The sequence below is a fragment of the Ramlibacter albus genome (assembly GCF_014297445.1).
Lineage (GTDB): Bacteria > Pseudomonadota > Gammaproteobacteria > Burkholderiales > Burkholderiaceae_C > Ramlibacter > Ramlibacter albus.
In genome coordinates this window covers 123,177-138,238 of the sequence record NZ_JACORU010000009.1, presented here as the reverse complement: position 1 = coordinate 138,238, position 15,062 = coordinate 123,177, and the positions used below count along the sequence as shown (strand labels likewise).

Annotated in this window: 16 protein-coding genes; 12 read left to right on the top strand and 4 right to left on the bottom strand. The window is 68.0% G+C overall.

Annotated features, from left to right (window positions below):
• Nucleotides 1-61 precede the first annotated feature (61 nt).
• From H8R02_RS21930 to H8R02_RS21885, 10 genes are all read left to right on the top strand, one after another.
• Nucleotides 62-1,390, top strand: coding sequence for an ABC transporter substrate-binding protein (locus tag H8R02_RS21930; RefSeq protein WP_187083631.1), 1,329 nt, complete (start codon nucleotides 62-64; stop codon nucleotides 1,388-1,390).
• The gene (locus H8R02_RS21925; protein ID WP_187083630.1) at nucleotides 1,390-2,337 is read left to right on the top strand and encodes a carbohydrate ABC transporter permease; all 948 of its coding nucleotides are present in this window, start codon (nucleotides 1,390-1,392) and stop codon (nucleotides 2,335-2,337) included. The genes H8R02_RS21930 and H8R02_RS21925 overlap by 1 nt, the downstream gene beginning before the upstream one ends.
• The gene (locus H8R02_RS21920) at nucleotides 2,334-3,281 is read left to right on the top strand and encodes a carbohydrate ABC transporter permease (protein ID WP_187083629.1); all 948 of its coding nucleotides are present in this window, start codon (nucleotides 2,334-2,336) and stop codon (nucleotides 3,279-3,281) included. The genes H8R02_RS21925 and H8R02_RS21920 overlap by 4 nt, the downstream gene beginning before the upstream one ends.
• A complete protein-coding gene (locus H8R02_RS21915) occupies nucleotides 3,278-3,460 on the top strand; it encodes a hypothetical protein (protein WP_187083628.1) in 183 nt (60 codons plus the stop codon). Before H8R02_RS21920 ends, H8R02_RS21915 begins: the two co-directional genes overlap by 4 nt.
• Nucleotides 3,461-3,985: 525 nt before the next feature.
• Nucleotides 3,986-5,095, top strand: coding sequence for an ABC transporter ATP-binding protein (locus H8R02_RS21910; protein ID WP_187083627.1), 1,110 nt, complete (start codon nucleotides 3,986-3,988; stop codon nucleotides 5,093-5,095).
• A complete protein-coding gene (locus tag H8R02_RS21905; protein WP_187083626.1) occupies nucleotides 5,088-6,098 on the top strand; it encodes an ABC transporter ATP-binding protein in 1,011 nt (336 codons plus the stop codon). Before H8R02_RS21910 ends, H8R02_RS21905 begins: the two co-directional genes overlap by 8 nt.
• A 24-nt stretch (nucleotides 6,099-6,122) precedes the next feature.
• A complete protein-coding gene (gene dhaL, locus H8R02_RS21900; RefSeq protein ID WP_187083625.1) occupies nucleotides 6,123-6,761 on the top strand; it encodes a dihydroxyacetone kinase subunit DhaL in 639 nt (212 codons plus the stop codon).
• Entirely contained in the window at nucleotides 6,758-7,741 is a 984-nt protein-coding gene (gene dhaK / locus H8R02_RS21895; RefSeq protein WP_187083624.1) for a dihydroxyacetone kinase subunit DhaK, read from the top strand. The genes dhaL and dhaK overlap by 4 nt, the downstream gene beginning before the upstream one ends.
• A 23-nt stretch (nucleotides 7,742-7,764) precedes the next feature.
• Entirely contained in the window at nucleotides 7,765-8,898 is a 1,134-nt protein-coding gene (locus tag H8R02_RS21890; RefSeq protein WP_187083623.1) for an ABC transporter substrate-binding protein, read from the top strand.
• Nucleotides 8,899-8,914: 16 nt separating this feature from the next.
• Nucleotides 8,915-9,151 (top strand): hypothetical protein, encoded by a 237-nt coding sequence (locus H8R02_RS21885; protein ID WP_187083622.1) that lies wholly within the window; start codon nucleotides 8,915-8,917, stop codon nucleotides 9,149-9,151.
• A 3-nt stretch (nucleotides 9,152-9,154) separates the two neighbouring features.
• On the opposite strand, the gene H8R02_RS21880 is transcribed toward H8R02_RS21885, so the two are convergent.
• The 3 genes from H8R02_RS21880 to H8R02_RS21870 form a co-directional block, all read right to left on the bottom strand.
• On the bottom strand, nucleotides 9,155-9,370 hold the full coding sequence (locus H8R02_RS21880) for a hypothetical protein (RefSeq protein ID WP_187083621.1): 216 nt from the start codon (nucleotides 9,368-9,370) through the stop codon (nucleotides 9,155-9,157).
• A 114-nt stretch (nucleotides 9,371-9,484) separates the two neighbouring features.
• Nucleotides 9,485-11,212 (bottom strand): cation acetate symporter, encoded by a 1,728-nt coding sequence (locus tag H8R02_RS21875; RefSeq protein WP_187083620.1) that lies wholly within the window; start codon nucleotides 11,210-11,212, stop codon nucleotides 9,485-9,487.
• Nucleotides 11,209-11,523 (bottom strand): DUF485 domain-containing protein, encoded by a 315-nt coding sequence (locus H8R02_RS21870; protein ID WP_187083619.1) that lies wholly within the window; start codon nucleotides 11,521-11,523, stop codon nucleotides 11,209-11,211. The genes H8R02_RS21875 and H8R02_RS21870 overlap by 4 nt, the downstream gene beginning before the upstream one ends.
• Before the next feature lie 171 nt (nucleotides 11,524-11,694).
• Between H8R02_RS21870 and H8R02_RS21865 the strand changes: the two genes are divergently transcribed.
• Complete coding sequence (locus H8R02_RS21865) at nucleotides 11,695-13,515, top strand: DUF294 nucleotidyltransferase-like domain-containing protein (protein WP_187083618.1); 1,821 nt, start codon at nucleotides 11,695-11,697, stop codon at nucleotides 13,513-13,515.
• A complete protein-coding gene (locus H8R02_RS21860; RefSeq protein ID WP_187083617.1) occupies nucleotides 13,512-14,159 on the top strand; it encodes a 3'-5' exonuclease in 648 nt (215 codons plus the stop codon). Before H8R02_RS21865 ends, H8R02_RS21860 begins: the two co-directional genes overlap by 4 nt.
• 6 nt (nucleotides 14,160-14,165) lie before the next feature.
• Here the strand turns inward: H8R02_RS21860 and H8R02_RS21855 are convergent, their stop codons facing one another.
• Nucleotides 14,166-14,990, bottom strand: a complete 825-nt coding sequence (locus H8R02_RS21855; RefSeq protein WP_255429488.1) for an IclR family transcriptional regulator — start codon at nucleotides 14,988-14,990, stop codon at nucleotides 14,166-14,168.
• Between the last annotated feature and the right edge of the window lie 72 nt (nucleotides 14,991-15,062).

Here is a 15,062-nt window from a genome sequence, read left to right as displayed (position 1 = left end):
GCTGATCGGCATGAGCAGGACGCCGCGGAAACCCCTTTCCCTTACGCATGGAGACGCATCGATGAAGCTGAAAACCACCCTGCGGTGCCTGCTGGCCGGCGCCGCGCTGGGCATGACGGGCCTCTCGGCCCACGCCCAGGACAAGACCCTGACGCTCTGCTGGGCGGCCTGGGACCCCGCCAACGCCCTGGTCGAGCTGTCCAAGGACTTCACGGCCAAGACCGGCATCAACATGAAGTACGAGTTCGTGCCGTGGCCGAACTTCGCGCAGCGCATGCTCAACGAGCTCAACTCGAAGGGCAAGCTGTGCGACCTGCTGATCGGCGACAGCCAGTGGATCGGCTCGGCCGCCACCGAAGGCCACTACATCAAGCTCAACGAGTTCTTCGACAGGAACGGCATCAAGATGGGCGACTTCATGCCCGCCACCGTCGAGGGCTACTCGACGTGGCCCAAGGGCTCGAAGAACTACTGGGCCCTGCCGGCGATGGGCGACGCGGTGGCGTTCACCTACCGCAAGGACTGGTTCGCCAGGCCGGAGCTGCGCGCCGAGTTCAAGCAGAAGTTCAACCGCGACCTGGCCCCGCCCACCACGTGGGACGAGTTCAGGCAGGTGGCGCAGTTCTTCCAGAACCGCAACGTCGACGGCAAGAAGGTCTACGGCGCGGCGCTCTACACCGAGCGCGGCTCCGAGGGCATCACCATGGGCGTGACCAACACCCTGTACGCCTACGGGTTCGACTACCAGAACCCCGCCAAGGCGTACGACATGAAAGGCTTCGTCAACAGCCCCGGCGCGGTCAAGGGACTGAAGCTCTACAAGGAGCTGTACGACACCGTCACGCCCCCGGGCCACAGCAACGCGTACATGACGGAGAACCTCGACGCGTACAAGTCGGGCCAGGTCGCGATGCAGATGAACTTCATCGCCTTCTTCCCCGGCATCTCCAAGGACCCGGCGGTGGGCGGCGAGAAGACCGGCTTCTTCCCGATCCCGAAGGGCGACAAGCACTTCGCGCAGCTGGGCGGCCAGGGCATCTCGGTGGTGAAGTACTCCGACAAGAAGGACATGGCCCTGGAGTACCTGAAGTGGTTCGCGCAGCCCACGGTGCAGAAGAAGTGGTGGGACTCGGGCGGCTTCACCTGCCACCAGCAGATCCTCAACGCACCGGGCTTCGACAAGAGCACGCCGTACGCGAAGGTGTTCCTCGACTCCATGAAGATCGTCAAGGACTTCTGGGCCGAGCCGTCCTACGCGCAGCTGCTGCTGGCCATGCAGAACCGCGTGCATGACTACGTGGTCGCCGGCAAGGGCACGCCCAACGCCGCGCTCGACGCACTGGTCAAGGACTGGTCCGAGGTGTTCAAGGAAGACGGCAAGGTGAAGTGATGAAAGCCCGTGTGTCCTCCCAGTGGATGCAGGTCCCGGCCGCGGCGCCCAGCGCCGCCGCGCCGGGGCGGGGACTCGGCGACCGCGCCCTGGCGTGGCTCTTCGTCGGCCCGACCGTGCTCCTGCTCCTCGCGTTCAACATCTTCCCGCTGCTGTGGACGATCTGGCTGTCGTTCACCAACTACCGCGCCAACCGGCCCGGTGCCGGCAGCGTGTGGGTGGGCATCGCCAACTACCAGCGCGTGCTGAACGACGAGGCGATCTGGGAGAACATGCGGGCCACCGCGCACTTCCTGTGCTGGTCCATCACGCTGCAGCTGCTCATCGGCTTCGGCCTGGCGCTGCTGCTGAACCGGCGCTTCCGCGGCCACGGCTTCTGGAGCACCGCCATCCTGCTGCCCATGATGCTGGCGCCCGCGGTGGTGGGCACGTTCTGGAAGTACTTCTTCGAGCCGCAGTACGGCATCTTCAACTACATCGTCTCGTTCTTCGGCGGGCCGGACAAGTTCTCGATGCTGGGCGACGTGCAGCTCTCGCCCTGGGCCATCATCCTCGTGGACACGTGGATGTGGACGCCCTACGTGATGCTGCTGCTGCTGGCCGGCCTGCGCTCCATCCCGCCGTACCTCTACGAGGCCGCCGAGATCGACCGCGCCTCGGAGTGGACCAAGTTCTGGCGCATCACGTTGCCGATGGTGCTGCCCTTCATCCTGCTGGCGCTCTTGTTCCGCACCATCGAGAACTTCAAGATGTTCGACCTCGTGGACCAGCTCACCAACGGCGGGCCGGGCTCCGTCACCGAGGTCGCCTCGATCCACCTCAAGCGCGAGGCCTTCGAGAAATGGCGCACCGGCTATGCCTCGGCGCTCGCCATCATCCTTTTCGTCGCGATCTATGGGCTGTCGCTCGTGACCGTGCGCTACCTCGACAAGGTGAAGCAGAGATGAAAGCCACCGTCCACAGCCCCCTGGAGCCCACGCCGCGCGCGAAGTGGTTCGCCGGCTCCGTCGTCATCGCGTATGCGGTGCTGTCGCTGATCCCGCTCGTGTGGATCTTCATGACCAGCTTCCGCACGCCGACCGATGCGATCGCCTACCCGCCAAAGGTCATCGCCGAGCCTTCGCTGATCGGCTACGTCAACCTGTTCACCACGCGCTCGCGCGTCGGCGCCGAGGAACTGAAGGCGCTGCCGCCGCCGGCCACCTGGTACGAGTCGCTGGTGCGCGACCAGCAGATGATCCTGGCCGGGCCCTCGAGGTTCACCGACCGCTACAGCAACTCGCTGGTCATCGGCTTCGGCTCCACGCTGGTGTCGATCGTCCTGGGCACGCTCGCGGCCTACGCGTTCTCGCGCTTCCGCGTGCCGGGCAAGAACGACCTGCTGTTCTTCATCCTGTCCACGCGGATGATGCCGCCGATCGCCATCGCGATCCCGGTCTACCTGATGTTCCGCCACTTGGGTCTGAACGACACGCACGTGGGGCTGATCCTGCTCTACACCGTGGTCAACCTGTCGCTCGCGGTGTGGCTGCTGCAAGGCTTCATGGACGAGATCCCGCGCGAGTACGAGGAGGCGGCGATGGTGGACGGCTACACGCGGTGGCAAGCCTTCCTGCGCGTGGTGCTGCCCCAGGCCGCCACGGGCATCGCGACCACCGCGATCTTCTGCCTGATCTTCGCCTGGAACGAGTACGCCTTCGCGCTGCTGCTCACCAGCGGCACCGCGCAGACCTCGCCGCCCTTCATCCCCACCATCATCGGCGAGGGCGGGCTCGACTGGCCGGCCATGGCCGCGGGCACCACGCTCTTCCTGTTGCCGGTGCTGGTGTTCACCGTGCTGCTGCGCAAGCACCTGCTGCGTGGGGTCACCTTCGGAGCGATCCGCAAATGAACATCCGACGCTTCTTCCGGCGCGCGCCTTGGGAGCGCACGACCACCGCGCTGATCGGCATCGGCCTGGCCATGCTGATGCAGCCCTGGTCGCTGGACGCCTTCAGCTACAGCTTCGTCGTGCTGCTGGCTGGCGTTGTTGGGTACTCCGTTGCGGGCAAGTTGCCCGTGGGGGACTGAAATGGAATATTCACCGTCCGTAAGCGTAGTCTCGAGCTCGCCACTCCTATGTGCGTTGCTCTCCCCATCCCTCCCCCCGCCCTCCCTTCCCCTCCGGGAAAGAGAGGGAGCTAAGCCGGACAGCCGATTTGGGCTCGTCCGAACTGTGAAGGCCGAATCGGGAGACGTCGGGGGGCGGGCGAACACTGCTAGCGCTATCGGCAGGAACCGAGCCGACAGTTTGCTGCGTGCTACGCAGCCTGAAACATCGTCATCACGTCACCGCATCATCTTCTTGGGCTGGGTAGCACCCAGCAACCCGTGGACCCCTCTCTCGCCGATAGCGCTAACGGCGTTAGAGCACCCCCCGACGTCTCCCGATTCGGCCGCGTCCAGGACGACGAGCCCAAATCGGCTGTCCGATTTAGCTCCCTCTTCTCCCCGGAGGGGAGGGGAGGGCGGGGGGAGGGATGGGGAGAGCAACGCACACAAGAACGGCGAAACCGTGACTACGCTTACGGACGCCTCCGTTCGGAGCATCTGAACATGGCAGAAATCCGCATCAGAAACCTGCACAAGCAGTTCACCGATTTCACCGCGGTGAAGAACTCAAGCCTCGTGCTCGAAGACGGCAAGTTCGTCGTGCTGCTCGGCCCCTCGGGCTGCGGCAAGACGACCACGCTGCGCATGATCGCCGGCCTGGAGTACCCCACCTCCGGCCAGATCACCCTCGACGGCGACGATGTCACTTACCTCAGACCTCGCGAAAGAGACATCGCGATGGTGTTCCAGCTGTTCGCGCTGTACCCGCACCTGGGCGTGCGCGGCAACCTGGAGTTCCCGCTGCGCAACGAGGGCGTGCCGCGCATCGAGATCGACAAGCGCGTGGAGGAGACCGCCGCGATCCTGCGCATCGGCCACCTGCTCGACTCCTCCGTCAACGGCCTCTCGGGCGGCGACCGCCAGCGCGTGGCGCTGGGCCGCGCGATCGTGCGCCAGCCCAAGGCCTTCCTGATGGACGAGCCGCTGGGCACGCTGGACGCGGAGTTCCGCGAGCTGATGTGCGTGGAGCTGCGCAAGCTGCACGACCGCCTGAAGACCACCACCGTGTTCGTCACGCACGACCAGAACGAGGCGATGGCGCTGGCGGACCACATCGTGGTGATGGACAAGGGCGAGATCCTGCAGGCCGACGACCCGCACGGCATCTACAACTTCCCGGCCACGCTGTTCGTCGCGCGCTTCATCGGCCGCCCGCCGATGAACCTCATCGGCGCCGACGCGCCGGTGGTGCCCGGCGACACGAGCGTGCGCATCGCGCGCCGCAACATCGCCGTGCCCAGGGTCGATGCCACGTCAACGCAGGTGGTGCTGGGTATCCGGCCGGAGCACGTGCGCCTGTGCGGCAGCGACGAGGGCTGCCTCGGCGGGCGCGTGAAGCACGTCGAGTACTTCGGCTCGCACTGGGTCGTCGAAGTGGAGACCGAGGCCGGCGCACTCAAAGCCCTGGCCGACAAGTCGGCCCGGCCCGAGCAGGGCCTGCAGGTGGGCCTGCGCTTCGACACGCGCCGCGTCGTGCTGTTCGACGCCGGCACCGAAAAACTGCTGGCGAGCGAAACCACGCTCGCCCACCAACCGGGAATGCGCCATGGCTAGCATCACCCTGCAGGGCATCCACAAGAACTTCGGCGCGGTGGCCGCGCTCGGCGGCATCGACCTCGACGTGAAGGACGGCGAATTCTTCGTCCTGCTCGGCCCGAGCGGCGCGGGCAAGACGACGACGCTGCGCGTGATCGCCGGGCTCGAGAAGCCCGACACCGGCCTCGTGCTGATGAACGGGCAGAACGTGACGCCGGCGGCGCCGGCCGAGCGCGACTGCTCGTTCGTGTTCCAGCAGTACTCGCTGTACCCGCACCTGAGCGTCTACGACAACCTGGCCTTCCCGCTGCGCGCACCGTCGCGGCGCATCGCCGAGGACGAGATCGCCAGGCGCATCGAGCGCGTGGCCGCCACGCTGCACATCGAGAACAAGCTCGCCAACAAGCCCACGCAGCTGTCCGGTGGCGAAATGCAGCGCGTCGCCATCGGCCGCGCGCTGGTGCGCCGGCCGCGCGTGTACCTGATGGACGAGCCGCTGTCGTCGCTGGACGCCAAGCTGCGCGAGGAGCTGCGCGTGGAGCTCAAGCGCGTGCAGCGCGAAACCGGCGCCACGGTCGTCTACGTCACGCACGACCAGGTGGAAGCCACCACGCTCGCCGACCGCATCGCCATCCTCGAAGCCGGCCGCATCCTGCAGGTGGGCACGCCCGAGCAGGTGTACGGCCAGCCGCAATCACTGCACGTCGCGCAGCGCCTCGGCTCGCCGCAGGTGAACGTGCTGCCCGCAACGTGGTTTGCCGGCGAGCACGACGCGGCGGTGACGAGCATCGCGGTGCGCCCGGAAGACGTGCAGCTCGCGCAGGGCCGCGATGGCTTCGAGTGCACCGTGATCGAGTCCTCGCTGCTCAAGCACCACGTCATCGCCGAATACGCGGGCATCGAGGTGCGCGCGCGCCTGGTGCAGGACACCGCGCCGGCACCGCAGTCGCGCATCCGCCTGCACTTCCCGCGCGAGCACCGGCTGCTGTTCGACACCGCCGGCCACCGCGTGCCCGCCTGATATCCACAACGACACGAGACAGCCATGAACACCCAAGACATCGTCAGCGCCGTGGAAGCGGTGCAGGCCGCGATCCTCGCCAACGAGGCGCACATCGAGTCGCTGGACCGCGCCATCGGCGACGGCGACCACTTCATCAACGTGCGGCGCGGCTGCGAAGCCATCGTGGCCATGCGGCCCGAGCTGTCGCAGCTGCCGCCGGCCGCGGCGTTCGAGCGCATCGGCATGAAGCTGCTGTCGACCATCGGCGGCGCCTCCGGCCCGCTGATCGCGAGCTTCTTCATGTCGATGGGCCGCGAGCTGGCCGGCATCGAGCAGCCCGACACGCGCGAGTTCGCGCAGGCGCTCGCGGCCGGCGTGGAGGCCATCAAGAAGCGCGGCAAGGCCGACGTCGGCGAGAAGACGATGCTCGACGTGCTGATCCCCACGTCGCGCCTGCTGCAGCGCCTGGCCGCCGAAGGCGCGGACCGCGAGTCGCTGTGCATGAAGATCAAGCAGGAGGCCGAAGCCAACATGCTCGCCACGCGCGACATGATCGCCACCAAGGGGCGCGCGCATTTCCTCGGCGAGCGGGCGCTGGGCCACATCGACCCCGGGGCGAAGACCAGCCAGGTGGCGGTGTTCGCCGTCTGCGACATGCTGACCGAAGGAGCCGCATCGTGAAGAAGTTCGTCAACGACGTCGACCAGCTGCTGGTCGAAGCGCTCCAGGGCCTGCAGGCCGCGCACTCGGACCTGCTGGAACTGCACCTCGACCCGAACTACGTCACGCGCAAGCAGCCCGCGAAGAAGAAGGTCGCGCTCATCTCGGGTGGCGGCTCGGGCCACGAGCCGCTGCACTGCGGCCTGATCGGCAAGGGCATGCTCGACGCGGCCTGCCCCGGCCAGGTGTTCACGTCGCCGACGCCGGACCAGATGCTCGCCGCCGCGCAAGCCGTGGACAACGGGCAGGGCGTGCTCTTCATCGTGAAGAACTACGCCGGCGACGTGATGAATTTCCAGATGGCCGCCGAGATGATGGACCGGCCCTGCGCCACCGTGCTCGTGAACGACGACGTGGCGGTGGAGCGCTCGCAGCACACCACCGGCCGCCGCGGCGTGGCCGGCACGCTCATCGTCGAGAAACTCGTCGGCGCAGCCGCCGAGGCCGGCGCGAGCCTGGAGCAATGCAAGGCGCTGGGCGACCGCGTCAACAGCCGCACCGCGTCGATGGGCGTGGCGCTCACGAGCTGCACCGTGCCCGCGGCCGGCCGGCCCACTTTCGACATCGGCGACGGCGAGATGGAGTTCGGCGTCGGCATCCACGGCGAGCCCGGCCGCAGGCGCGGCCCGATGAAGCCGGCCCGCGAGCTGGTGGACGACCTGCTCGCCGCCATCCTGGCCGACCTGAAGCCCGAGCGCGGCAGCGAGGTGCTGCTGCACGTCAACGGCTTCGGCGGCACGCCGCTGGTGGAGCTCTATTTGCTGTACCACTGCGCGCAGAAGGTGCTGGAGCGCGAAGGCATCCGCATCGGCCGCTCGCTGGTGGGTAACTACACGACGGCGCTGGAGATGGCCGGCGCGTCCCTGACTGTCACGCAATTCGACGGGGAGATGAAATCGCTGTGGGACGCGCCCGTCCATACGGCGGCACTTCGCTGGTAGGACCCCAGCCCGAGGAGACACCCATGTTGGACCGTAGGAAGGCGCTCGCCTGCGCCTGTGGCTTCGCTTTGCCCGGCGCCTTGTTCGCCGCCCCCGTGAAGAGACCCGGTGCGCCGGGAATCCTCAAGCTCGGGCAATCCACCGCGCTGAGCGGACCGAACGGCGCCGTCGGCCGCCAGTTCCGCGACGCGGCGAACGGCTGGTTCGAACAGAGCAATGCCGAGGGCGGCCTGAAGATCGAGCTCATCACGCTCGACGACGGCGGCGTGGTGGAGCGCGCCACCACCAACGCCAAGCTGCTCACCAGCTCGCACGGCGCGCAGGCCTTCTTCGGCTTCGCGGGGCCCGGCGCCAACCGCGAAGGCATGCAGGCCGCGCAGGCGGAGAACGTCCCGTTCATCGCGCCGGTGAGCGGCATGGACGTGCTGCGGCAGAAGGGAAACGCCAATGTCTACCTGCTGCGCGCCGGGCATCGCGACGAGATCCGCCAGATCGTGCGCCACACCAGCTCCATCGGCATGAGCCGCATCGGCCTGCTGTTCGAGTACGAGTCGGCCGGCTGGGAAATTCGCGACTCGTTCGCGCAAGCCGCCGAAGTGGCCAAGCTGGAAAGCAACGTGAGCGCCAGCGTGTCGCGCGGTAGCGCCGACGTGACCGCGGCCGTGCCGGCACTCGTGGGCGGCAACCCGCATGCGATCGTGCTGGCCGCGAACACGAGCGCAAGCGCCGCGTTCGTGCGGGCCGCGCGCAAGGCGGGCTTCGGCGGCACCTTCTACACGGTGTCCACGGTGGGTGGCCAGGCACTGGTCGAACAGCTGGGGCCGCTGGCCGTCGGCATCTCCGTCGCGCAGGTCGTGCCCTTCCCGTGGAACGGCGGCACGGCGATCTCGCGCGAGTTCCTCGCGTTCTGCAGCGAGCGCAAGATCGCGCCCGACTTCGCGAGCATGGAAGGCTACGTGGCCGCGCGCTGGCTGACGGAGGCGCTCAAGCGGGCGAAGGCGCGCGACGTCGGCCCCGGCGTGATCGAGGCCGCGCTGGAGAAGATGCCGCCGCTGAACCTGGGCGGCTTCCCCCTGGCGTTCAGCGCCGAGACGCGCAGCGCATCCACCTTCGTCGAGCTCACGGTGGTGTCCAGCGCGCTGAAGTTCCTCAAGTGATGCGCGCGGAGGCTGTATGTCCGACGTCAACTGCTACCGGATCACCTCCGCCGGCAAGGCGGTGGCCGCCTGGGAGCACTGCAACGAGCGCACGCGGCACATCGTCGACCTGCTCGAGCTGCTGCAGTCGTCCGGCCACGGCGTGGCCGAGACGCAGCTGCGGCAATTCATGCCGCACGGGCCCCTGAGCCGCGCCATCGAGAGCCTGCTCGCGCTGGGGCTGATCGAGTCGCGGCCGGGGCCGCACCCGTAGCGGTCAGCGGAAGCGCGAGTCGTACGGGCGCGCGTCCAGGTGGTTCGGCACGCCGTCGCCGTCCGAGTCGAGCCACGCCGGGCCCGCGCCCATCACGATGGTCGGGGACGCCGGCACGACATAGGCGGGCGACACCGCAACGGGTGTGTAGGTGGTGGTGCTGCAGCCGGCGAGCAGGGCGGCCAGGCCCAGCGGTGCCAACACATAGAGCGGTTTCATTCGTCAACTCCTTGCATGCCCACAGGGGCGGATGCCTGTTGGACATGCAGGAGGGGCCGATGCTCCCGCGACAAGGTGTCGGGCGGTGTCGGCTTGTAGCGCAGCCGCGCGGGGTCAGTGCCCCGACGCACCCGCGGCGCCGAGCCCGGTCTCCGACCGCACCTGCTGCGCCGCGAAGGCACGCCGCTCGCGCGCCGCCTGCTCGCTGCGGTCGAGCAGCGAGAACAGCCAGATCCCCACGAAGCCGATCGTCATCGAGAAGAGCGCGGGCGACGTGTACGGGAACCACGCGCTGCCCTTCGGGTTGCCGAGCGTCACTTCCCACACCGAGGGCGACACCACGGTCAGCGCGACGGAGGACACCAGGCCGAGGAAGCCGCCGATCACGGCGCCCTTGGTCGTGCAGTCCTTCCACAGCACCGACATGAACAGCACCGGGAAGTTCGCGGACGCCGCGATGGCGAAGGCGAGCGACACCATGAAGGCGATGTTCTGCTTCTCGAACGCGACACCCAGCGCCACGGCCACGAGGCCAAGGGCGAGCGTCGTGATGCGCGACACCTTGAGCTCGGACACGCTGTCGGCCTTGCCCTTCTTCCAGACCGTCGCATACAGGTCGTGCGACACAGCGGATGCGCCCGAGAGCGTGAGGCCGGCCACCACGGCGAGGATTGTCGCGAACGCCACCGCGGAGATGAAGCCGAAGAACACGTCGCCGCCCACGCTCTTGGCCACGAGCACCGCGGCCATGTTGGAGGTGCCCGCGCCGCCCTTGATGATGCCCTTGGCGACGTCGGCGAACTCGGGGTTCGTCAGCACCAGCGTGATCGCGCCGAAGCCGATGATGAAGATCAGCACGTAGAAGTAGCCGATCCACGTCGTCGCCCAGAAGACGGACTTGCGCGCTTCCTTCGCATCCGGCACCGTGAAGAAGCGCATCAGGATGTGCGGCAGGCCCGCGGTGCCGAACATGAGCGCCATGCCGAAGCTGATGGCCGAGATCGGGTCTTTCACGAAGCCACCGGGCTGCATGATCGACAGGCCGATCTTCGCGGCCTCTTCGGGCGACTTGCCGGCGTTGCGCGCGATGGCGTTCTTCACTTCCACGCCCTTGGCGAAAAGCGCCTCGGGGCTGAAGCCGTACTGCGCCAGCACCATGAACGCCATGAAGCTCACGCCCGCGAGGAGCAGCACCGCCTTGATGATCTGCACCCACGTCGTGGCGGTCATGCCGCCGAACAGCACGTAGATCATCATCAGCGCGCCCACCAGCACCACGGCGATCCAGTAGTCCAGGCCGAACAGCAGCTTGATCAGCTGGCCGGCGCCGACCATCTGCGCGATCAGGTAGAAGGCCACCACGACCAGCGTGCCCGAGGCCGCGAACGCGCGGATCGGCGTCTGCTTGAAGCGGTAGCCCGCCACGTCGGCAAACGTGAACTTGCCGAGGTTGCGCAGGCGCTCGGCCATCAGGAAGGTGATGACGGGCCAGCCGACGAGGAAGCCGATGGAGTAGATCAGGCCGTCGTAGCCGGTGGCCATCACGGCCGCGGAGATGCCGAGGAAGGAAGCCGCCGACATGTAGTCGCCGGCGATCGCGAGGCCGTTCTGGAAGCCGGTGATGCCGCCGCCCGCGGTGTAGAAGTCGGCGGCGGAACGCGTGCGCGCGGCGGCCCACTTCGTGATCCACAAGGTGGCCAGCACGAACACGGCGAACATCGTGATCGCCGTCCAGTTGGTGGTCTGCTTGGCGGCCTGTCCGGGGCCGTCGCCCGCGGCGAAGGCGGCCAGCGGCAGCGCGAGGGCCGCGCAGGCGGCGAGGGTGCGTTGCATGCGGTTCATTGCTTCACTTCCTGCTCGAGGATGGCGCGCGTGAGCGCGTCGAACTCCTTGTTGGCGCGGCGAACGTAGATGCCGGTGACGAGGATCGTGAACACGATCACGCCCATGCCGAGCGGCACGCCGATGGTGGTCACGCCCGTGTCCACGGGCTGCGACAGGAAAGGCTTGTTGAAGGCGATCAGCGAGATGTAGCCGTAATACACCACCAGCATCGCGAACGTGAGCGCCCAGCCGAAGCGGCTGCGCTTGCGGCGAAGTTCCTGGTAGCGGGGGTTGGCCTGAATGCGCGCTGTCACGTCGTCGACGCTCATGGTGGGTCCTTGGCTATTTCGGGATGGCGCGCAGTGTCTTGGGCGACGCTGACCGATCACTGACCCGGCACTGACGCGAATCTGACCCTCGTGTGCGGCGGCCTCGCGGCACGTGCTGCAACATTGAGCCAGCGCAAATCCCGCGGGGGATGCACCCGCATCATCGGCGCCGTGACTGCGTCCTTCGATTTCTCCGTCTCGCCCTTCGACTGCCTCTCGCAGGGCGAGCAGCGGCTGGTGCGCGACCACGTGGACATCGGCTATTGGCGCGAAGGTGCGACGCTGCTCGCGCCAGGCGACGAGCCCGCCCACCTCTTCGTCGTCATCAAGGGCCGCGTGCAGCAGTTCGAAAGCGACGAGATGGTCGCCGCGTACGGCCCCGACGACTGCTTCGACGGCCGTGCGCTCGTGGCGGGTAAGGCCGCCAGCCGTTTCGTGGCGCAGGAGGAGGTGCTCGCGCATCTCGTGGCGCGCGAGGCCGTGACCGAGCTCATCTCGAGCAACGCCACTTTCGGTGCGTTGCTGTTTGCCGACCTCACGCGGAAGCTCGGCGCGATCTCGGAGCGCGCCGGCATGCAGCAGCGCCAGGCGATGGCGCTCGGCCGAGTGGGCGAGGCGTACCTGCGCCCCGCGCTCACGGTGGACGCCGACGACGACGTGGTGTCGGTGGTCCGGGTGTTCCAGCAGAACCACACGGGCAACGTGCTGGTGCGAGACACACGCATGCAGCCGCCGCAAACGGGCGTGTTCACCACCACCGGCCTGCAGCGCGCCGTGCTGCATGGCTCGCCGCTCGATGCGCTGCCGGTGCGCGACTTCTCCACCTTCGAGCTCGTGACGGTGACGCCGCAGGACACGCTGGTCGACGCGCTCGCGCTGATGATCCGCCACGAGGTGCACCGGCTCGTCGTTGTGGAGGGCGAGCGGGTGCTCGGCTTCCTCGAACAGCTCGACCTCCTGAGCTTCCTGTCGAACCACTCCTACCTGATCTCGGTGCAGATCGTGCAGGCGCGGGACGTGGCGGCACTGGCTCGCGCCGCGGGAGAAGTCACGCGCCTGATCGAGCTGCTCTGGCGCGGTGGCGCCAAGGTGGGCGCGATCGCGCGGCTGGTCGGCGAGCTGAACGCCAAGCTGTTCGAGCGGGCGTGGCAGCTCATCGCGCCGGCGGAGCTCGTGGCCAACAGCTGCCTCTTCGTGATGGGCAGCGAGGGCCGCGACGAACAGCTGCTCAAGACCGACCAGGACAACGGCCTCGTGCTGCGCGACGGCTACGAAGCGCCGGCGGAGCTCGATGCGATCTGCCGCCGCTTCTCCGAGGCCCTCGCATCGTTCGGCTATCCGGAGTGCCCGGGCGGCATCATGGTGAGCAACGCGGCCTGGCGCCAGCCGGCGCGGGCGTTCGGCGAGACGGTGCGGCGCTGGCTGCTGATGCCCGATGCGGACAGCCTGATGGCGCTGGCGATCTTCATCGATGCACGCGCCGTTGCCGGTGACGCCAGCCTGCTCGAGCAGGTGCGGGGCGAAGTGGACCAGCTGCTCAACGACAACGACGCGCTGATGGCGCGCTTTGCCGCGGCCATCGATGCGTTCGAGCACGAGGGCGGCTGGTGGACGCGGCTGCTCGCGCTGGGCGATGCGGGCAAGGCCACGCTCGATTTGAAGAAGGCCGGCATCTTCCCGCTGGTGCACGGCGTGCGCAGCATGGCGCTGGAGGCGCGGCTGCGCGTCACCAACACCGTCGAGCGCATCGAGGCGCTGCGCGACGCGGGCCGGTTGCCGGCAACGACCGCCGATGAACTGGTGACCACGCTGCACTTCCTCATGGGCCTGAAGCTGCAGGCCGGCCTGCAGGGGCAGGGCACGGGCAACGGCCGCGTCGTGCACCTCGACGCGCTCACGGCGCTGGAGCGCGACCTGCTCAAGGACGCCCTCGCGGTGGTGAAGCGCTTCAAGGCCATGCTGCGCCACCGCTACCGGCTGGACCTGATGTGAGCGCGCTGTCGCCGGCCCACTGGCTGGGCGCCCTCAAGCGCGAGTGGCTGCTGTACCACCTGGGCGACGAGCGCTTCCGCTTCATGTGGGACGCGCCGCCCGCAGGCGAATGGGTGTCGCTCGACTGCGAGACGACGGGCCTGAGCGTGCACCGCGACGAGATCATTTCCATCGGCGCCGTGCGCATCCGGGGCGACCGCATCCTCACAAGCGAGCGGCTGGAATTGTTGGTGCGCCCGAGCCGCCGCATCTCCGCCGACAGCGTGCGCGTGCACGGGCTGCGCGAGCGCGACGTGCGCGAGGGTTGCGACCCCGACGAGGCGACGATGCAGCTCATGCGCTTCATCGGCAGCCGCCCGCTCGTGGGCTACTACCTCGAGTTCGACGTCGCGATGATCGACCGAGCGATCTTCCCGCGGCTGGGCGTGGGCCTGCCGCAGCCGAAGATCGACGTCTCCGCGATGTTCTACGACTGGAAGCGGCGGCAGCTGCCCCCGTACCAGGAGCCGGCACAGATCGACCTGCGCTTCGCGACGATGATGCGCGAGCTGCAGCTGCCGCTCGAGTCCCTGCACGACGCCTTGGGCGACGCCGTGATGGCGGCACTCGCCTTCATCAAGCTGCGCCACTTGCTGGGCGACTGAGCGGCTTCAGCGCAAACCCACCTGCCGGTCCGCGAGGTTTACCAGCTGCACGAGCGCCGGGCCGATCGTCTTGACCAGGTCATTGGGCTTCGAGCGATACCCCGGCACGGCGCAATTGAAGAGCAGCTTGCGCGGCCCGTAGCGGATGCTCGACGCGACGCCCACCGCGAGCACGCCCAAGCCTGCGTCACCCATGTTGATGGAGAAGCCGCGCTTCGCGTAGTTGGCGAGGCTGTCCTTCAGGCCCTCGGTGCTGCGCTCGTATTCGTCGGGCCGTTCCTTGCGCGCCCGCGCGAGGAACTGGTTGCGCTCCGTGGCCGTGAGCTGCGCGAGCCACGCGCGGCCCATCGCCGTTTCGACGATGCCGCGCACCGCGCCGACGCCGGGGCGCTTGAGCGTGCCGTGTTCGTGCGCGCAGGTTTCGACGTAGACCACGTCGAGCTCCATCGTCACGCCCACCGACACCGCGCCTTCGAACCGGTCGGCCAGCTGCTGCATCGCGGAGCGCAACTGGGGCAGCAGCGGCGTGTTGATGACGTAGGGATAGCCGAGCGTGACGGCAGCGGGACCGATGAAGTAGCGGTCCAGCCGGTCGTCATGGTCGAGGAAGCCCAGCGCCTGCAGGCTGCGGCAAAGGCGCGAAACGGTCGGCCTCGGCAGGCCCAGCCGCTGCGCGAACTCGCTGTTGGCGTGCGCGCGCGGGTCCGTGACGAAGCTCTGCAGGATCATCAAACCCTTCGCCAATGTGCCCGAGAAGTTGGGGTCGTCCTCGCGCACCTTGCGCAGGTCGTCCTGGTCCTTGAGCTGGTGAACTGGGCGCGCTTGTCGCATGGGGGCCGATTGTGGTGGCGAGCCCTGATTGTTGCGCATCGTCGTTTCAATATTTGAAACGCGTGTTCGACA